Source organism: Halomonas zincidurans B6 (assembly GCF_000731955.1).
Classification (GTDB): Bacteria; Pseudomonadota; Gammaproteobacteria; order Pseudomonadales; family Halomonadaceae; genus Modicisalibacter; species Modicisalibacter zincidurans.
In genome coordinates, this window is sequence record NZ_JNCK01000001.1 from 1,002,556 (window position 1) to 1,021,110 (window position 18,555).

An 18,555-nucleotide genomic window follows, 5' to 3' on the forward strand; every position below is an offset into this window, starting at 1 on the left:
CCGATGGAAGGGCCGCTCGGTCAGGTCAGCGATTTCGACATTCGCCTGCTGCGGATCTTCAAGGCGGTGGCCGAAAGCGGTGGTTTTACCGCCGCCGAGGTGTCGCTGGGCATTGGCCGCTCGGCGATCAGCGTGCACATGGCCGATCTCGAAAAACGTCTGGGGCTGCGCTTGTGTCAGCGCGGGCGAGGCGGCTTCGCGCTCACCGAGGAGGGGCGCGAGGTCTACCAGGCGGCGCTGACCCTGCTGGCCTCGCTGGAGACCTTTCGCACCGAGGTCAACGGCCTGCATCAGACGCTGCGCGGCGAATTCAGCATCGGCATCACCGACAACCTGGTCAGCCTGCCGCGCATGCGCATCACCCACGCGCTGGCCGATCTCAAGGCGCGCGGACCGGACGTGCGCCTCAATATCCACATGACGCCGCCGGACGAGATCGCCCGAGCGGTACTCGATGGCCGCTTGCAGCTGGGTGTGGTACCCGACGTCAACCGCCTTGCCAGCCTCGAGGTGCGTCCGCTGTACAGCGAGCGATCGCTTCTTTATTGCGCTGACGCGCATCCATTGTTCGGCGTGGACGAAGCGCAGTTGAACGAAACCTGCCTGGCCCGTCAGCCGGCGGTGGTGCCGGGCTATCCGCTCCCCGGCGAGGCGCGCGAGCGCATCGAACGTCTGGACGGCCAGGCGACGGCATCGGATCGCGAAGGTGCGGCATTCCTGATTCTCACCGGATGTTTCATCGGCTATCTGCCCGATCACCTGGCACGCCCCTGGATCGAGGCGGGGCGCTTGCGCGCGCTGGCGCCGGAGCGCGAACGCTTCGCCACCGACTTCGTCACCGTGACCCGCCGTGGACGGCGACCGCACCGGGTGCTGGAGGCGTTTCTCGAGGCCTTGGCGGCACAGGACCGGGAGGCGGATGAGCATAGCGAAACAGGCTAGGTGTTATCGAATACTTGACAATAAGCGCGGTGTTGGTGTCAGACTAAGTGGACATTATCACGATTGCCGATTTGCGATGGTGAAAGAATTCAACAATAACTTGGGTTCTCCCGACGAGAACCAACGCTTTCGGAAGTGTGTATGAATGTAGCTGCCGTCCTGCGTCGCCCGGCGTCCTACTACGCCGCCAGTACCCAGGTGACCCTCGCGCCGACACCGCCGCTGGCCGGCGAGCAGCGTGTCGACGTCTGCGTGGTGGGCGGCGGCATCACCGGCTGCTCGGCGGCCCTGCACCTGGCCGAACGCGGCTATAGCGTGGCGCTGCTCGAGGCCGGCGAGATCGGTCATGGCGCCTCGGGGCGCAGCGGCGGTCAGATCCTGCCCGGGCTGGGCACCGACATTGGCGTGATCGAGAAGGCCCTGGGCCACGAGCGCGCCAAGGCGATCTGGGAGATGAGCCGCGAATCGGTGCGCCTGACCGCCGCGCTCATCGAGCGCCACGCGATCCCCTGCGACTTGCACTGGGGGTATCTGCACGCCGCCGTCAAGCCCCGTCATGTTCGTGAATTGCGCAACTTCCAGGCTTCCATGGCCGAGCGCTACGGCTACGAGTCGCTGCACCTGCTCGAAGGCGAGGCGCTACGCGAGCGGGTCGTCACCGACGCCTACCCGGCGGCGCTGTTCGACGCCGAAGGCGGCCACCTGCATCCGCTCAACTACACGCTGGGACTGGCGCGCGCCGCGCAGCGCGCCGGGGTGAGCATCCACGAACACAGCGCCGCCGTGGCCATCGAACGTGGCGAGCCGGCCCGGGTGAGCACTGCCCAGGGCCGGGTGAGCGCCGATTATGTGGTCATCGCCGCCAATGCCTACCTGGGTGGCCTGGTGCCCGAGCTCGGCGGGCGCATCATGCGCGCCGCCAACTATATCGTCGCCAGCGAGCCGCTCAGCGAAGCGCAGGCCGCCCAGGTGCTGCCCCACAACGACGCGCTGTCGGATGCCAACTTCGTGCTCGACTACTATCGTCTGTCGGCCGATCGCCGCCTGATCTACGGTGGCGAGGTCAGCTACGACGGGCGTGAACCGCGCCATCTCCAGGCGCGCATGGATGCCAAGATCGCGCGGCTGTTTCCGGCGCTGAAGGGCGTTGGCATCGACTACCGCTGGGGCGGCGACGTGGCGATCACGCTCAACCGCGCCCCGGATTTCGGCCGCCTCGACGGCAACCTGTTCTACGCCCAGGGCTATTCAGGCCACGGCATGTCGCTGGCCGGGCTGGCCGGGCAGCTGCTGAGCGATGCCATCGCCGACCAGGCCGAGCGTTTCGAGCTGTTTTCCGCCATGCCGCACCGACCATTCCCGGGCGGGCGCTGGCTGCGTACGCCGCTATTGGTGCTGGCGACGAGTTTCTACAAGTTGCGGGATCGCCTGTGAGGAACGCGCCCGGGGCGAGGCCGTCTGCCGCGCCGGCATGCCGTCAACAGTCGTTATACCCGTCAACGATAGGGAGAGTGGCGATGAGTGATCCCATGCCGGCTGCCGAGGCCGGTCCCCGAGAGGCGGCGGTCGCTGACGCGCCTGTCCAGTCGCGGCCCCGCGAGGCCTCGTCCATCGAGCTCGAAGGGTTGCACAAGCGATTCGGCCGCGACACCGTCGCCCTCGACGGGGTCGATCTGACCATCGAGGCCGGCGAGTTCTTCACCTTGCTGGGGCCCTCGGGCTGCGGCAAGACGACCCTGCTGCGCATCCTCGCCGGGCTCGAGGAGCCCAACGGCGGGCGCCTCAAGATCGGCGGCAAGGACGTCACCGATACCCCGCCGCACCGGCGCAGCGTCAACACCGTCTTCCAGTCCTATGCGCTGTTTCCCCACTTGTCGGTACGCGACAACCTGGCCTTCGGCCTGCGCATGCGCGGCGAACCGGCCGCCGAGCGTGACCGCAAGGTTGCCGAAGTCGCCGAATTCATTCAGCTCGGCTCGTTGGTCGAGCGCCCTGTCGATCAGCTCTCCGGCGGTCAGCGCCAGCGTATCGCGCTGGCCCGGGCGCTGATCTGCGAACCCGACGTATTGCTGCTCGACGAGCCGCTGTCGGCGCTCGATGCCGGCCTGCGCGGGCAGTTGCAGGTGGAACTGCAGCGTCTGCAGAAGCGCCTGGGCATGACCTTCGTGTTCGTCACCCACGATCAGGACGAGGCGATGGTGATGTCGGATCGTATCGCCGTGCTGGACAGCGGCATCATCCAGCAGGTGGGCTCTCCCAGCGACGTCTACGAGCATCCCGCCAATGCCTTCGTGGCGCGCTTCATGGGCCATGACAATCTGTTCGCGATCAGCCGCAGCGAGGCCGACTGGGTCGAGACCGAGCTCGGCCGGCTGACCCTGGAGCCGGCCGAGCAGCGCGCCGAGCAGGACGGCTGGTTGCTGATCCGCCCCGAGACGCTGGAACTGGGCTGCGAGGTTCCCGAGGGTTACAACCGTCTCGAGGGCGTCGTCCGCGAGCGCCTGTATCGCGGCAGTCGCATCGAATACCGGCTCGAGGTCAACGGTCAGCCGCTGATGGCGATGGCCAGCAATCTGGGCCAGCGCATGCACGATGTCGGCGATCGCGTCATCATCAGCGTGTGCCCCGAGGACCTGGTGCGCGTGGCGTCCTGAGGAGAGCAGCATGGCCAACATACAACAAGTCACACGTCGCCATGCGGTGGTCAGCGAGACCCGCCATCTGCTGTTCAGCGTGATGCCCGGGGCCGTATGGATATTGATCTTTCTGGTGCTGCCCAGTCTGTACCTGATGGCGGTGGCCTTCATGACCAACGGCGCCTACGGGCTTCCCGAGTTGCCGCTGTCGCTGGATGCCTTCAAGCAGTTGGCCGGCTTCGGCTTTCTCGGCTGGAGTCCGGGCAATTTATATACGCTGCTGCGTTCGCTGTGGCAGACCCTGGTGTCGACGGGCCTGGTGGTCCTGGTTGCCTACCCGATCGCCTATTACATCACCACCTGTCGCACGAGCCTGCGTCCGCTGATGCTGCTGGCGGTGGTGGTCCCGTCGTGGACCAACCAGGTGATTCGCGCCTTCGGCTGGATGAACCTGCTGGCCCCGGGCACGCCGCTCTCCGATGCCGCCCAGGCGCTGGGCCTGATCGGCGACTACATGGGCCTTTATCCCTCCAATTTCGCGGTGACGCTGGGGCTGGTCTACAACTTCCTGCCGTTCATGGTGCTGCCACTGTATGCGGCCTTCGAGAAACTCGATGTCGCCCAGGTGCAGGCCGCCCAGGATCTCTACGCCGCGCCGGTGCGGGCCTTCTGGCACGCGGTGTTTCCACAGACGCTACCCGGGCTGCTGGCGGGCACGGTGCTGGTGGCGATTCCCGCCTTCGGCATGTACGTGATTCCCGAGCTGCTCGGCGGCGGCAAGGGCATGATGCTCGGCAACCTGGTCGCCAATCAGTTCGCCGGCGGCTCCAACTGGCCGCTGGGCGCGGCGGGGGCGCTGCTGATGCTGCTGGCGACCTTCGTCGGGTTGTTCGCCATGCGCCGGATCGGCAAGCGCCTGGGTGGCGGCGAGGAGGTGGTGATATGAGAAAGCGCACCCTCAACCGCGGTCTGGCGGGTTTCTGGTGGCTGACCCTGGTCTTTCTCTATCTGCCGCTGGCGATCGTCGTGCTGTTCTCGTTCAACTCGACCAACAGCGCCGCCAATTTCTCGGGCTTCTCGCTGCGCTGGTATCACCGTCTGCTGGGCAACGATCAGATCATCTCGGCATTCTACAACAGCCTGATACTGGCCATCGTGTCGTCGATCGTCGCACTGATGATCGGTTGTCTGATCGGTTATGGCATGTATCGCCACCGTCATCGCAAGCTGGGCTGGCTGATCGTGCTGATCTACCTGCCGATCGTGTTGCCGGACATCGTCTTCGGCATTTCGGAGATGGCCTTCTTCGTCCAGTTCAACCGTCTGACCGGGCTGCTCGAACCGGGGCTGGGGACGATGATCATCGCCCACGTGACCTTCCAGATCCCGTTCGTCGCGCTGATCGTCTATTCGCGGTTCGTGGGCCTCGATCCGAGCCTGTTCGAGGCCGCCAAGGATCTGTACGCCTCGCCGTTCAAGCGCGCGTTGCACTTTCTGCTGCCGACCGTCAAGCCGGCGCTGATCTCGGCGTTCTTCCTGTCGTTCACGCTGTCGATCGACGACTTCGTGATCAGCTTCTTCACCGCCGGACCCGAGAGCGCGACGCTGCCGATCTATATCTGGGGCGCCATCAAGAAGGGCGTGTCGCCGGAAATCAATGCCATAGCGACGCTGATGATCGGCGCGGTGGCACTGGCGGCGGTCTTGAGTCTGCTGTTCAATCGTCAGGGGCGCCGCTAGGTGCGACTGCCAAACCTGGGAACTAGGAGAACGACACCATGAAAACAATCACCACACGCGTCGTCACCGCGCTGGGCGGGCTGTTGCTGGCCGGCGCAGCGCAGGCCGAAGAGGGCAAGCTGTACCTGTTCAACTGGACCGCGTACATGGACCCGGCGATCATCCAGGCGTTCGAGGACAAGTACGATGTCGAAGTGGTCCAGAACTACTTCAATTCGCTGCCCGAGATGTTCGCCAAGCTCAACACCGGCGGGGCCTCGCAGTACGACATCATCGTACCGTCCAACTACTATGTGCCGCGGCTGATCGAGACCGGCCTGGTCCAGAAGCTCGACAAGTCGAAGATCCCCAACTTCGACAACATCATGGACCAGTTCAAGAATACCGATTACGACCCCGATAGCGACTACACCGCCGCCTACCAGTACGGCGTCACGGGTATCGTCTACAACACCGAGACCTTCCCCGACGCCCCCAAGAGCTGGTCGTTGCTGTTCGATCCCGAGGTCAATCCCGGCCGGCCGTTCGGCCTGATGGGCGACGGCCAGGTGAGCATGGGCGCCGCCTGCGCCTACCTGGGCTACGGCTATGCCTGCACCGATTCCGAGGCCTGGAAGGAGGCCGCCAAGCTGCTGCTCGACACCAAGCAGCGCGGCAACTTCAGCGGCTTCGTCGATGGCACGCCGGCGCTGCAGCAGCTGGCGCGCGGCGTCACCCACGTCTCGCTGTCGTACAACGGCGATTATCTCTATTACCGGGAAGAGAACCCCGAGTCCTTCGCCAACATCGAGTTCATGATTCCCGACGAAGGCACCGAGATCTGGGTCGACTCGATGATGATTCCATCCGGCGCGCCCAATCCGGAGCTGGCCTACAAGTTCATCAATTTCATTCTCGATCCCGAGATCGGCGCCCAGCTGTCGAACTACAACTACTACTCGAGCCCCAACGCGGCGGCCAAGCCGTATCTCGACGCGGTGTTGACAAAGCCGCCGGTCACGCCCAGCGATGCGGATCTCGAGCGGCTCTCTTTCACGCCCAGCCTGCAGGGCGACAAGCTACAGATGTTCAACCAACTGTGGACCGAGGTGCAGTCGCGCTGATCGTTCGCGGCGGGGCGACCCGCCGCCGCACGAGCACGTGAACGCCCGATGCCGCTCCGGTGCCGCACCCCGGCCTTCGCAGCAGCATCGGGCCTGCCCCCGGCCGATCAAGGAATCTTTATGAGCGAGCGTAGCGGCCATGAACTCAGTGAATGGTTTCATGCTCATGGCATCACCGAAGTGGAATGCCTGGTCAGCGATCTGACCGGCATCCTCAAGGGCAAGATCATGCCCGCCGGCAAGTATCTCAACGGCGGCCGGCCGCGGCTGCCCGATTCGATCTTCATCCAGACGGTGACCGGCGGTTATCCCGACGACGAGGATATCCGCTTCTGGAACCCCGCCGAGCGCGACATGCAGCTGGTTCCCGACCCCGGCGCCGTCTACCTGGTGCCATGGGCCGACGATCCCACCGCGCAGATCATCCACGACTGCTTCTACCTGACCGGCGAACCGGTCGAGCTGTCGCCGCGCAGCGTGCTCAAGCGCGTGCTGGCACTCTACGAGTCGCGCGGCTGGCGCCCGGTGGTGGCGCCCGAGGTGGAGTTCTACCTGGTCAAGACCAACACCGACTCCGATTATCCGCTGGAGCCGCCGGTTGGCCGCAGCGGCCGCCAGGAAAGCAGCCGACAGTCGTTCTCGATCGACGCGGTCAACGAGTTCGATCCGCTGTTCGAGGAGATGTACGACTACTGCGAAGCGATGGACCTGGACCTGGACACCCTGATTCACGAAGAGGGCGCCGGCCAGATGGAGGTCAACTTCCAGCACGGCGATCCGCTCAAGCTCGCCGACCAGGTGGTGATCTTCAAGCGCACGTTGCGCGAAGTGGCGCTGCGCCACGGCATGTACGCCACCTTTATGGCCAAGCCGATGGCTCACGAGCCGGGCAGCTCGATGCACGTGCACCAGAGCCTGCTCGACATCAAGTTCGGCGACAATCTGTTCGCCGGCGACGATGGCGAGCCCAGCCGGCTGTTTCATCACTTCCTCGGCGGGCTGCAGGCCTACCTGCCGGCGGCGATGCCGTTCTTCGCGCCCAACGTCAATTCCTACCGGCGCCTGGTACGCACCGAAACCAGCGGCTCGGCGCCGGTCAATACCGAATGGGGTTTCGACAACCGTACCGTGGGCTTGCGCGTGCCGGTGGGCGACGCCGTGGCGACCCGGGTCGAGAACCGTCTGGGCGGCGCCGACTGCAATCCGTATCTGGCGATCGCCGCTTCGCTGGCCTGCGGCTACCTGGGCATGCTCAGCCAACTCGATCCGCGCCCGCCGATGGTCGGTTCGGCGTGGTCGTCGGGCAGCAAGTTGCCCGACGACATCGGCCCGGCGCTGGCCGCGCTGCGCGAATGCAAGCCGTTGGCCGACCTGCTCGGCGAACGCTTCGTCAACAGCTACCTGGCGGTCAAGCGCGCCGAGCATGCGGCCTACTTCGGCGTGATCAGTTCCTGGGAACGCGAGCATCTGCTGTTGCGGGTCTGACCCGCTGGATCACTGAGCGAAAGGCGAGGGGCGGCATGAAGGCGTATCGATTGAGTGGTATAGCACGCAGTCATTAGCAGTCTCCCTGCCTTCGCTTAGAAGCGACCCCGTTTCGTTGGTTGGAGATTTTCATGCAAACGACCGATACCCCCCATGTAGCGTCCTACTATGCCGCATCGGCCAACCCCAGCCCGACACGCCCGGCCCTGCAGGGCGAAACTCGGTGCGACGTCTGCGTGGTCGGGGCCGGCTTCACCGGTATTTCCGCCGCCCTGCACCTGGCCGAGCAAGGCCAGCAGGTGGTGGTGCTCGAGGCGGCGCGGGTCGGTTTCGGCGCCTCGGGGCGTAACGGCGGACAGCTCGTCAACAGCTACAGCCGCGACATGGACGTCATCGAGGCGCGCTACGGCGAGCAGACAGCGCGGGCGCTGGGCGACATGGCCTTCGAGGGCAATTGGATCATCCGCGAGCGCATCGCCCGCTACGACATCGCCTGCGATCTCAAGGACGGCAATCTGTTCGCGGCGTGCAACGCCAAGCAGATGAAGGCGCTGATCGAGCACAAGGCCCTGTGGGAGCGCTACGGCCATGAGCGACTCGAGCTGCTCGAGGGCCAGGCCTATCGACAGGACATTGGCAGCGAGCGTTATGTCGGCGCGCTGCTCGACCATTCGGGCGGTCATCTGCATCCGCTCAATCTGGTGCTGGGCCAGGCCGCGGCGCTGGAGTCGCTGGGTGGGACGATCCACGAGCAGACGCCGGTGGATCGTATCGAGCATGGCGAGCCGGTGCGCTTGCATACCCCTCAGGGGATGGTCGTCGCCGAGCGGGTGGTGCTGGCCGGCAACGCCTACATGAAAGGCTTGCTGCCGCAGATGGAGGGCAAATCGATGCCCGCCAGCACCCAGATCGTCACCACCGCGCCGCTCGACGCCGTCCAGGCCGAGGCGATTCTGCCCAGCGACCGTGCGGTGGAAGATTGCAATTACCTGCTCGACTATTACCGGCTGTCCGCCGATCGGCGGCTGATCTACGGCGGCGGGGTCAGTTACGGCGGTCAGGACCCGGCGAGCATCGAGGGGGCGATCCGCCCCAAGCTGGAAACCACCTTCCCCCAGCTCAAGGGCGTAAAGGTCGATTACGCCTGGAGCGGGACCTTCCTGCTGACGCTCAACCGCCTGCCGCAGTTCGGGCGGATCAACAGCAACGTCTATTATGCCCAGGGTTATTCCGGGCATGGCGTGACCTGCTCGCATCTTGCCGGACGCCTGATCGCCGAGGTCATGGCCGGCCACAGCGAGCGCTTCGATGCCTTTGCCGGCGTGCCGCAATTGCCGTTCCCCGGTGGCCGCGCGCTGAGCGTGCCGCTGACCACGCTGGGTGCCTGGTACTATCGCATGCGCGACGCGCTGGGTATCTAAGGGAGACTGTCGGAATGGAAACATCGTTCGAAAACTGACTTTTCTTACATTTTGTCATAAACTGTAACCCTCTCTCATCGCTTGAACCCGACGGGTGCAATCGGAAGCCGCCGAACTCCCGTATACATCGCCTGTGCAGAGCGTCGCTCATCGGATAGCGGCCCAGGCTCGCCAGGAGGCGGGCTCGCGGTCGCCGACAATGGCATCATGCGGATGCAGCAAAGAGAAAGGAGGCGACTATGAACAAGTCGATCGTCGTAGGCGGCACGCTGGCCGTGCTTGGATTGGGCGGGCTGGCGTTTGGCACCTATCAGATGAACGAGGCCCAGTCCGAACCGCAATTCGCCCGGATCACCCAGGTCGATCGGGTCACCGAAACCGTCGAGACGCCTCGCGAGGTCTGCGAAGACGTGGCGGTGACGCGCCAGCGTCCGGCCAAGGATCCCAACCGCATCGCCGGCACCGCGGTCGGCGCGATCGTCGGTGGCGTGCTGGGCAATCAGGTCGGAGGCGGCAGCGGCAAGAAGATCGCCACCGCGGCGGGGGCGGTGGCCGGTGGTCTGGCCGGTCGCGAGGTGCAGCAACGCATGCAGCAGGGCGAAACCTACACCACCACCGAGCAGCGTTGTCGTACGGTTGCCGATAGTCGCGAGAAACTGATCGGCTACGATGTTGAATATCGTGTCGATGGAGAGACCCGTACCGCGCGTCTCGATCAGGCGCCCGAAGGGGATCGGGTGCCGCTGGTCGACGGTCGAGCGCAATGGCCTGCCGATACCAGCTCCGGATCGTAGCGCCCCATCGCGCTGAATGAACGAGGCCCTGCCAATGGCGGGGCCTCGTTCTGTCGGGGCTCAGACGTGGCGCAGATACCAGTCGTATTCCAGAGTACTGACGGTACGCATCGTCTCGGCGCGTTCGGCGAGCCGGTTGGCGAGAAACACGTGATGGAAGTCGCGGCCCAGGATTTCGGCCAGCACGTCGTTCTCGGCGAACAGGTCGAGCGCGCGTTGCCAGCTGTTGGTCAGCGTCGGTTCGAGTTGTTCGTAGGCGTTGCCCTCGATCGGCGGCGGCGCCATGAGCTCGTTGCTCAGGCCATGCAGGACCGAGGCGAGTAGCGTCGCCAGCAGCAGGTAAGGGTTGGCGTCGGCGCCGGCGACCCGATGCTCGATGCGTCGCGCGGCGTTGTGCCCCGAAGGGATGCGCACCGCCACCGAGCGGTTGTCGTAGCCCCAGGAGGGGGCCATGGGCACGTACAGGCCGGCCTGAAAGCGACGATAGGAATTCAGGTTGGGGGCGAAGATCGCCATCGACGCCGGCATCAGTTCGAGCACTCCGGCGATCGCTTGGCGCAGTGCCGGGGTGCCGAGTGGATCCTCGTCGGTACTGGCGAAGACATTGTTGCCGGTCTCGTCGAGCAGGCTGATGTGTACATGGGCGCCGCTGCCGGCCTCGTCGCCGTAGGGCTTGGCCATGAACGTGGCCTCGAAGCCGTGGTTGAGCGCCACGCCCTTGATCAGCCGCTTGAGCAGCACGGCGCTGTCGCCGGCACGCAGGGCGTCGTTGCAGTGGATCAGGTTGATCTCGAACTGGCCCGGTGCGCATTCCTTGAGTGCGGTGTCCAGCGGCAGCGCCTGCTCGGCGGCGGCCTGCTGGATTTCCTCGAGGAAATCGGCATATTCGTCGAGTTCGTTGATCGAATAGAGCTGGCTCTGGGTGGCCCGCTCGCCGGTGCCGGGCGAACGCGGCGGCTGGGCCAGGCCCAGGTCGTCGCGGCGCCGGTCGACCAGGTAGAATTCCAGTTCCATTGCCACCACCGGCGTCAATCCGCGGGCCGTAAAGCGCTCGAGAACGTGCCTCAGTACCTGACGAGGGTCGGCGAAGAACGGGCTGCCGTCGATCTCTTCCATGGTCATCAGCAGTTGCGCCTGGCGGCCTTCGCGCAGCCAGGGGGTCGGGTGCAGCGAGCCGGCAATCGGACGGCAGACCCGGTCGCTGTCGCCGCTGGAAAGCCCCAACCCGGTTTCCTCGATGGTATTGCCGTTGATATCCAGCGCGAACAACGAGGCAGGCAGGTTGATGCCGTTACGATACGCCTTGATCAGGTTGTCGCGTGGGATGCGTTTGCCACGCAGAACGCCATTCAGGTCGCTGATCAGCAGATCGAAGCTTTCGATGTCCGGGTGATATTCGAGAAAGCTCCGGGCTTCGGCCTGGGCGGATGCGGACGTCATGAGGCGATACCTTTGTGCTGATGGTTGTTGTCCATGATGCTCATCTTTCCGTCGGGCACGGGTGTTGTCAAATTTTTTACGCCTTTTCCGCGCCAGGAAGTGCTCACGCCTCCTCTGCTAACGGGTTTTTGCCTTTTAATGGGGGTTTTTCAGTAATGATTAAAAAAGCCCGGGTGCCTTGGCAATCGTTTTCAATGGCATTATGTTGATTAAAACATAACACGCGAGCCGCGCTGACTATCAAAGGAGCTCACCAGGAGAAGCCCATGATAAGCCCGAGTACACGCGAACTGCAGGCGCTGGATCGCGCGCATCACCTGCATCCTTTCACCGACTTCAAGGCGCTGGGCGAAGAAGGCAGCCGCATCGTCACCCATGCCGAGGGTGTCTACATCCATGACAGCGAGGGCAATCGTATCCTCGACGGCATGGCCGGATTGTGGTGCGTCAACCTGGGCTATGGACGCGATGAGCTGGTCGACGCCGCCACGGCCCAGTTACGCGAACTGCCGTACTACAACAATTTCTTCAAGACCACGCATCCGCCGGCGGTGCGTCTTGCCGAGCAGCTTTGCCGGCTGGCGCCGGCCCACATCAACCGGGTGTTCTTCACCGGCTCCGGCTCCGAGGCCAACGACACCGTGCTGCGCATGGTGCGCCGCTACTGGGCGCTCAAGGGCAAGCCCGAGAAGCATATCGTCATCGCCCGCGAGAATGCCTACCACGGCTCCACCGTGGCCGGCATGAGCCTGGGGGGCATGGCGCCGATGCACGGCCAGGGCGGCCCGTGCGTGCCGGGCATCGAACACATCCGGCAACCCTATTGGTTTGGAGAGGGGCGCTTCAGCCAAGGGCGCGACCAGTCGCCGGCGGCGTTCGGGCGGGCCTGCGCCCAGGTCCTCGAGCAGCGCATCCAGGCGCTGGGCGAGGACAACGTGGCGGCGTTCATTGCCGAACCGGTGCAGGGCGCGGGCGGTGCGATCATTCCACCGCAAAGCTACTGGCCGGCGGTCAAGGCGGTGCTGGCCAAGTACGACATTCTGCTGGTGGCGGACGAGGTGATCTGCGGCTTTGGCCGGCTGGGCGAATGGTTCGGCAGTCAATACTACGGACTCGAGCCCGACCTGATGTCGATCGCCAAGGGGTTGTCGTCGGGCTACCTGCCGATCGGCGGGGGGCTGGTTGGCGACCGCGTCGCCGAGACGCTGATCGACGAGGGCGGCGAGTTCTTCCATGGCTTCACCTACTCCGGCCATCCGGCCTGCGCCGCGGTGGCGCTGAGGAATCTCGAGCTGATGGAAGCGGAGAACGTCGTCGCGCGGGTGCGGGACGAATTGGGCCCCTACCTGGCCCGACGCTGGGCCGAACTGGGCGAGCATTCGATCGTCGGCGAAGCGCGCAGCCTGGGGTTGATCGGCGCGCTGGAGCTGGTTGCCGACAAGGCCAGCGGCGAGCGCTTTGCCAGAACGCTTGCGGCGGGCAACCTGTGTCGCGACCTGTGCTTCCAGAACGGTCTGGTGATGCGCTCGGTAGGCGATACCATGATCATCTCGCCGCCGCTGGTCATCCGCCATGAACAGATCGACGAGCTGGTCGCGCTGGCGCGTCGCGCCCTGGACGAAACCGCGCGTCGCCTGAATACCAATACGACTGTAAGGGAGACAAGAACATGAGCGCCAACTTGACCCACGCCGACTGGCAGCGTCTCGCCGGCGAGCTGAGCTTCGAGACCCGCGCCTATATCGGCGACGCCTTCGTCGAGGCCGCCAGCGGCGAAACCTTCGAAGCGATCAACCCGGCCACCGGCCAGCGACTGGCCCGGGTCGCCAGCTGCGATGCCGCCGATGTCGAGGCCGCGGTGGGCCATGCCCGCGCGGCCTTCAATCGTGGCGACTGGTCGCGGCTGGCCCCGGGGGCGCGCAAGCAGGCCATGCTGCGCCTGGCCGCGCTGATGGAAATGCACATCAACGAGCTGGCATTGCTCGACACCCTGGACATGGGCAAGCCGATCGGCAGCTCGCTGGGCGACATGGCCGGGGCGATCGGCTGCATCCGCTACAACGCCGAGACCATCGACAAGCTGTATGGCGAGGTCGCGCCCACCGGCGAGGAGAGCCTGGGCCTGGTGCTGCGCGAGCCGCTCGGGGTGGTCGGCTCGATCGTGCCGTGGAATTTTCCGTTGATGATGACCGCCTGGAAGATCGGTCCGGCATTGGCCGCCGGCAACAGCGTGATCCTCAAGCCTTCCGAGAAGTCGCCGCTGTCCGCGCTGCGTCTCGCCCGGCTGGCCCAGGAAGCCGGTCTGCCGGCGGGTGTGTTCCAGGTGCTGCCGGGGTTCGGCCATACCGCCGGCAAGGCGTTGGCACTGTCGATGGACGTCGACTGCCTGTCGTTCACCGGTTCCACCGGGGTCGGCAAGCAATTGATGCAGTACGCCGGCCAGTCGAATCTCAAGCGTGTGTATCTCGAATGCGGCGGCAAGAGCCCCAACCTGGTGTTCGCCGACTGCCGGGATCTCGATGCCGTGGCCCGTCATGCCGCCGAGGCGATCTTCCACAACCAGGGCGAGGTGTGCATCGCCGGTTCGCGGCTGCTGGTCGAGAACTCGATTCGCGAGGCGTTCGTCGAGCGCGTGCTGGCGCATGCCGAGACCATGCAGCCCGGCGATCCGCTCGACCCGGCGAGCTTCATGGGCGCCATCGTCGACGCGACCCAGCACGCGCGCATCCTCGATTACATCCGCCAGGGCGTGGCCGAGGGCGCGAACCTGCGCACCGGCGGCCAGGCGGTGAGCCCGGTCGCCGGCGGGCTGTTCGTCGCGCCGACCGTCTTCGACAACGTCACTCCGCAGATGGCCATCGGCCGCGAGGAGGTGTTCGGCCCGGTGCTGGCGGTGTTCGGCTTCGACAGCGAGGAGCAGGCCGTGGCGCTGGCCAACGACAGCGAGTACGGGCTGGCCGCCGGGCTGTGGAGCCAGGACATCGATCGCATCATGCGGGTCTCGCGGCGGCTGCATTCCGGCCAGGTGTTCGTCAACAACTGGGCCGGCGGTGACATGACGGTACCGTTCGGCGGCGTCAAGCAGTCCGGCAACGGGCGCGACAAGTCGCACCACAGCCTGGCGGAGTATTCCGAGCTCAAGACGGTGTGGATGTCGCTGGCGACCTGACGCCGGGCGGTCCTGGCGCGCCGAGGCTTTGTCCGAAAAGTGCCTGCGCTCGACCATGCGGCGTTAAAAATAGGCTCAAAGTACTCATTTACAACCCGTAAACTCCGCCTTTTCGCCCATTTTTGCCTTGCCTGGCCATCGCTCGTCGACTTTTCAGACGAAGTCTAGAAGGTGCGCGCCGGGGTGCAGCAACTGACCAGCCGGCAGGGCGTCGAGCCGGGATTGCGGAAGCGGTGGGGCAACTGGGTATTGAAGTAATAGGCCTCGCCGGGGCCCAGTACCCGGGTGTCGATACCGATGGTGATCTCGATTTCGCCTTCGAGCACCACGCCGGCTTCCTCGCCGCGGTGGGTGATCATCTCGCGGCCGGTGTCGGCGCCCGCCGGGTAGGTCTCGATCATGAACGACAGGCCGCGGGTCTGATGATTGGCGCCGACCAGCTTGTAGATCACCTCGCCGCTGCCGATGTCGGTGAGTTCGTCGGCCGAATAGAAGACCTGATCACGGCTTTCCAGGTCGAGGGTGAAGAAATCGCCGACGCTGATCGGGATGGCGTCGAGGATCTTCTTCAACGAGCTGACCGAGGGGCTGACCTTGCCCTGTTCGATCAGCGACAGGCTCGAGTGGGTGACGCCGCAGCGCTTGGCCAGCTCGCGCTGGGAGATACCGCGCAGGGTGCGCAGCGAGCGCAGGCGTGGGCCGACATCGTCTGACATCGCGAGGGGTTCCTTGTGCGCCTTGTGCGATCGCGCCGGCAGCTTGCCCGCCGGCGCGATGGTCTTCACGCGTTGTCGAGTTTTTCCTTGAGCAGGGCGTTGACCTGCTGCGGGTTGGCGGTGCCGCGCGAGGCCTTCATCACCTGGCCGACGAAGTAGCCGATCATCTTGCCGCGCTTGTCGGGCTCGGCCTCGCGGTACTGGGCGACCTGCACCGGGCTGTCGGCGATTACCTGATCGATCATCGCCTCGATGGCGCCGCTGTCGGTGACCTGCTTGAGTCCTCGGGCGTCGATGATCGCGTCGGCGCTATTGTCATCCCCGCCTTCGCCGTTCCACAGCGCGGCGAACACCTGCTTGGCCGCCTTGCCGTTGATGGTCTCGTCCTTGACGCGGGCCACCAGGCCGCCGAGCTGCGAGGCCGAGACCGGACTGTCGGCGATTTCCAGGCCCTCCTTGTTGAGGCGCCCGGCGAGCTCGCCCTGGACCCAGTTGGCGGCCAGCTTGGCGTCGCCGCTGACGTCCTTGACGACTTCGAAGTACTCGGCCATGGCGCGGCTTGAGGCGAGCACGCCGGCATCGTAGGCCGACAGGCCCAGCTCGTTCTGGAACCGTGCGCGCTTCTCGCTGGGCAACTCCGGCAGGCTGGCGCGCAAGTGATCGACATACGCCTGGTCGAGCACCACCGGCAGCAGGTCGGGGCAGGGGAAGTAACGGTAGTCGTTGGCCTGCTCCTTGGTGCGCATGCTGCGCGTCTCGTCGGCCTCGGGATCGTACAGGCGGGTTTCCTGAACCACGCTGTCGCCGTCCTCGATCAGCTCGATCTGGCGCTCGATCTCGTAGGCGATCGCCTTCTCGACGAAGCGGAACGAGTTGACGTTCTTGATCTCGGCGCGGGTACCCAGCGTCTCCTGGCCCTTGGGGCGCACCGAGACGTTGACGTCGCAGCGCATCGAGCCCTCGGCCATGTTGCCGTCGGAGATGCCCAGGTAGGTGACGATGGCGTGGATCGCCTTGAGGTAGGCCGCCGCCTCCTTGGCCGAGCGCATGTCCGGCTCGGAGACGATCTCGAGCAGCGGCGTGCCGGCACGGTTCAAGTCGATGCCGGTCATGCCCTGGCCCATTCCGTTAGAGAAAGTTTCGTGCAGCGACTTGCCGGCGTCCTCCTCGAGGTGGGCGTGGTGCACGCGGATGCGCTTGGTGCTGCCGTCGTCGAGGGAAATCTCGACCTCGCCCGGGCCGACGATCGGCTGATACATCTGGCTGGTCTGGTAGCCCTTGGGCAGGTCGGGGTAGAAGTAGTTCTTGCGATCGAAGACCGAGGTTTCGGGAATTTCGGCATCGATGCCCAGCCCGAACTTGACCGCCATCGCCACGGCGCCTTCGTTGAGTACCGGCAGCACCCCCGGCAGCCCCAGGTCGACGGCGCAGGCCTGGGTATTGGGCGCGGCGCCGAAGGCGGTCGAGGCGCCGGAAAAGATCTTCGACTGGGTGGCGAGCTGGACGTGGACTTCCAGGCCGATCACGGTTTCCCACTGCATCATGCGTTCTCCTGACCGAAAGCGGGCTGGCGGCGATGCCAATCGGTCGCCTGCTGGAAGCGATGGGCCACGTTGAGCAGGCGCTGCTCGGCGAAATGCGGGCCGAGAACCTGGAGGCCTACGGGGCGGCCTTCCGCGGGGCGGCCTCCCGCGGGGCGGCCTCCCGCGGGGCGGCCTCCCGCGGGGCGCTGGCCGACGAAGCCGGCCGGCACGCTGATGCCCGGGATGCCGGCCAGGTTGACGGCGATGGTGTAGATGTCCTGCAGGTACATCGACAGCGGATCCTTGTTGGCACCCCGGTCGAAGGCCGGGGTCGGCGAGGCCGGCCCCATCAGCACGTCGACATCCTCGAAGGCGTCGAGAAAGTCCTGGCGAATCAATCGGCGGACCTGCTGCGCCTTCTTGTAGTAGGCGTCGAAGAAACCTTCCGAGAGCGTGTGGGTACCGATCAGGATGCGTCGCTTGACCTCGTCGCCGAAGCCTTCGGCCCGCGAGCGTTGATAAAGATCGATCAGGTCGCGGGGGTTGTCGCAGCGATGACCGAAGCGTACGCCATCATAGCGCGACAGGTTCGACGAGGCCTCGGCGGGGGCGATCACGTAATAGGTGGGGATCGCCAGCGCGGTGTGCGGCAGGCTGACCTCGCGCACCGTGGCGCCCAGCGATTCGTAGACGCCGATCGCCTCGCGGATCGCCGCTTCCACCGCCGGGTCGAGACCGTCGCCGAAGTACTCGCGAGGCAGGCCGATCTTGAGCCCCGACAGCGACTCGCCGAGCTCGGCGGTGTAGTCGGGTACGCCGCGCGCCACGCTGGTCGAGTCGCGCAGGTCGTGGCCGGCGATCGCGCCGAGCAGCAGCGCGCAGTCCTCGGCGGTGCGCGCCAACGGTCCGCCCTGGTCGAGGCTCGAGGCGTAGGCGACCATGCCGTAGCGCGACACGCGGCCGTAAGTGGGCTTCAGGCCGGTGATGCCGCAGAACGCCGCCGGCTGGCGGATCGAGCCGCCGGTATCGGTGCCCAGCGCGGCCGGAACCAGCCCGGCGGCGACCGCCGCGGCGCTGCCCCCGGAGCTGCCGCCGGGCACCGCGGACAGGTCCCAGGGATTCTTGACCGGGCCGTAGTAGCTGTTCTCGTTGGACGAGCCCATCGCGAACTCGTCCATGTTGGTCTTGCCGAGGCTGACGCTGCCGGCGGCGGCGAGTTTCTCGACCACCGTGGCGTCATAGGGCGCGACGAAGCTGTCGAGCATCCGCGAGCCGCAACTGGTGCGCACGCCCTGGGTGCAGAAGATGTCCTTCAAGGCCAGTGGCAAGCCGCTCAGCGGACCGGCCTCGCCCCGCGCGCGCGCGGCGTCGGCGCGGTCTGCAGCCGCGAGGGCGGCGTCTGGCGTTACGGTGATGAAGCTGTTGAGTTCGCCGTCGAGGCGCGCGATGCGCGCGAGCAGCGTCTCGCTCAACTCGCGGCTGGAGAACTCACCGGCGGCCAACGCCGTGGCCAGCTCGGTCAAGGTCTTGTCATGCATGAACAGAGGGGCTCCCTGAAAGGCTTTTCTTTCTTACGCAGTCTTGCG

General features: G+C 65.6%; 15 protein-coding genes. 11 read left to right on the plus strand and 4 right to left on the minus strand.

All coding sequences use genetic code 11. The features are described 5' to 3' along the window. Positions 1-3 precede the first annotated feature (3 nt). The 9 genes from HALZIN_RS0104735 to HALZIN_RS0104775 all read left to right on the plus strand — a co-directional run bounded on the left by HALZIN_RS0104735 (position 4) and on the right by HALZIN_RS0104775 (position 10,121). Positions 4-942, plus strand: a complete 939-nt coding sequence (locus HALZIN_RS0104735; protein ID WP_051907382.1) for a LysR family transcriptional regulator — start codon at positions 4-6, stop codon at positions 940-942. Positions 943-1,083: 141 nt separating this feature from the next. Then, complete coding sequence (locus HALZIN_RS0104740; protein ID WP_031383095.1) at positions 1,084-2,376, plus strand: NAD(P)/FAD-dependent oxidoreductase; 1,293 nt, start codon at positions 1,084-1,086, stop codon at positions 2,374-2,376. An 83-nt stretch (positions 2,377-2,459) separates the two neighbouring features. Next, positions 2,460-3,596 carry an ABC transporter ATP-binding protein gene (locus HALZIN_RS0104745; protein WP_031383096.1) on the plus strand — a complete coding sequence of 379 codons (1,137 nt, stop codon included), beginning with the start codon at positions 2,460-2,462 and terminating at the stop codon, positions 3,594-3,596. Positions 3,597-3,606: 10 nt separating this feature from the next. Further along, the gene (locus tag HALZIN_RS0104750; RefSeq protein WP_031383097.1) at positions 3,607-4,524 is read left to right on the plus strand and encodes an ABC transporter permease; all 918 of its coding nucleotides are present in this window, start codon (positions 3,607-3,609) and stop codon (positions 4,522-4,524) included. Beyond that, entirely contained in the window at positions 4,521-5,318 is a 798-nt protein-coding gene (locus HALZIN_RS0104755) for an ABC transporter permease (protein ID WP_031383098.1), read from the plus strand. The genes HALZIN_RS0104750 and HALZIN_RS0104755 overlap by 4 nt, the downstream gene beginning before the upstream one ends. 38 nt (positions 5,319-5,356) lie before the next feature. Next, entirely contained in the window at positions 5,357-6,421 is a 1,065-nt protein-coding gene (locus HALZIN_RS0104760) for an ABC transporter substrate-binding protein (RefSeq protein ID WP_031383099.1), read from the plus strand. Between the two features lie 120 nt (positions 6,422-6,541). Then, positions 6,542-7,906 carry a glutamine synthetase family protein gene (locus tag HALZIN_RS0104765; RefSeq protein ID WP_031383100.1) on the plus strand — a complete coding sequence of 455 codons (1,365 nt, stop codon included), beginning with the start codon at positions 6,542-6,544 and terminating at the stop codon, positions 7,904-7,906. Positions 7,907-8,037: 131 nt separating this feature from the next. After that, positions 8,038-9,327 (plus strand): NAD(P)/FAD-dependent oxidoreductase, encoded by a 1,290-nt coding sequence (locus HALZIN_RS0104770; protein WP_031383101.1) that lies wholly within the window; start codon positions 8,038-8,040, stop codon positions 9,325-9,327. Positions 9,328-9,566: 239 nt separating this feature from the next. After that, entirely contained in the window at positions 9,567-10,121 is a 555-nt protein-coding gene (locus tag HALZIN_RS0104775) for a glycine zipper 2TM domain-containing protein (RefSeq protein ID WP_031383102.1), read from the plus strand. Positions 10,122-10,181: 60 nt separating this feature from the next. Here HALZIN_RS0104775 and HALZIN_RS0104780 read toward each other — a convergent pair whose 3' ends face one another. After that, the gene (locus tag HALZIN_RS0104780) at positions 10,182-11,561 is read right to left on the minus strand and encodes a glutamine synthetase family protein (RefSeq protein WP_031383103.1); all 1,380 of its coding nucleotides are present in this window, start codon (positions 11,559-11,561) and stop codon (positions 10,182-10,184) included. Positions 11,562-11,827: 266 nt separating this feature from the next. Between HALZIN_RS0104780 and HALZIN_RS0104785 the strand changes: the two genes are divergently transcribed. After that, on the plus strand, positions 11,828-13,234 hold the full coding sequence (locus tag HALZIN_RS0104785) for an aspartate aminotransferase family protein (protein ID WP_035575166.1): 1,407 nt from the start codon (positions 11,828-11,830) through the stop codon (positions 13,232-13,234). Continuing rightward, on the plus strand, positions 13,231-14,730 hold the full coding sequence (locus HALZIN_RS0104790; protein ID WP_031383105.1) for an aldehyde dehydrogenase: 1,500 nt from the start codon (positions 13,231-13,233) through the stop codon (positions 14,728-14,730). Before HALZIN_RS0104785 ends, HALZIN_RS0104790 begins: the two co-directional genes overlap by 4 nt. Positions 14,731-14,894: 164 nt before the next feature. On the opposite strand, the gene HALZIN_RS0104795 is transcribed toward HALZIN_RS0104790, so the two are convergent. The 3 genes from HALZIN_RS0104795 to gatA all read right to left on the minus strand — a co-directional run bounded on the left by HALZIN_RS0104795 (position 14,895) and on the right by gatA (position 18,507). Next, positions 14,895-15,446, minus strand: coding sequence for a cupin domain-containing protein (locus tag HALZIN_RS0104795; protein WP_031383106.1), 552 nt, complete (start codon positions 15,444-15,446; stop codon positions 14,895-14,897). Positions 15,447-15,511: 65 nt separating this feature from the next. Then, positions 15,512-16,987: an Asp-tRNA(Asn)/Glu-tRNA(Gln) amidotransferase subunit GatB gene (gene gatB, locus HALZIN_RS0104800; protein WP_031383107.1), complete on the minus strand. Its 1,476-nt coding sequence runs from the start codon at positions 16,985-16,987 to the stop codon at positions 15,512-15,514. Beyond that, a complete protein-coding gene (gene gatA, locus HALZIN_RS0104805; protein ID WP_031383108.1) occupies positions 16,987-18,507 on the minus strand; it encodes an Asp-tRNA(Asn)/Glu-tRNA(Gln) amidotransferase subunit GatA in 1,521 nt (506 codons plus the stop codon). Before gatA ends, gatB begins: the two co-directional genes overlap by 1 nt. Between the last annotated feature and the right edge of the window lie 48 nt (positions 18,508-18,555).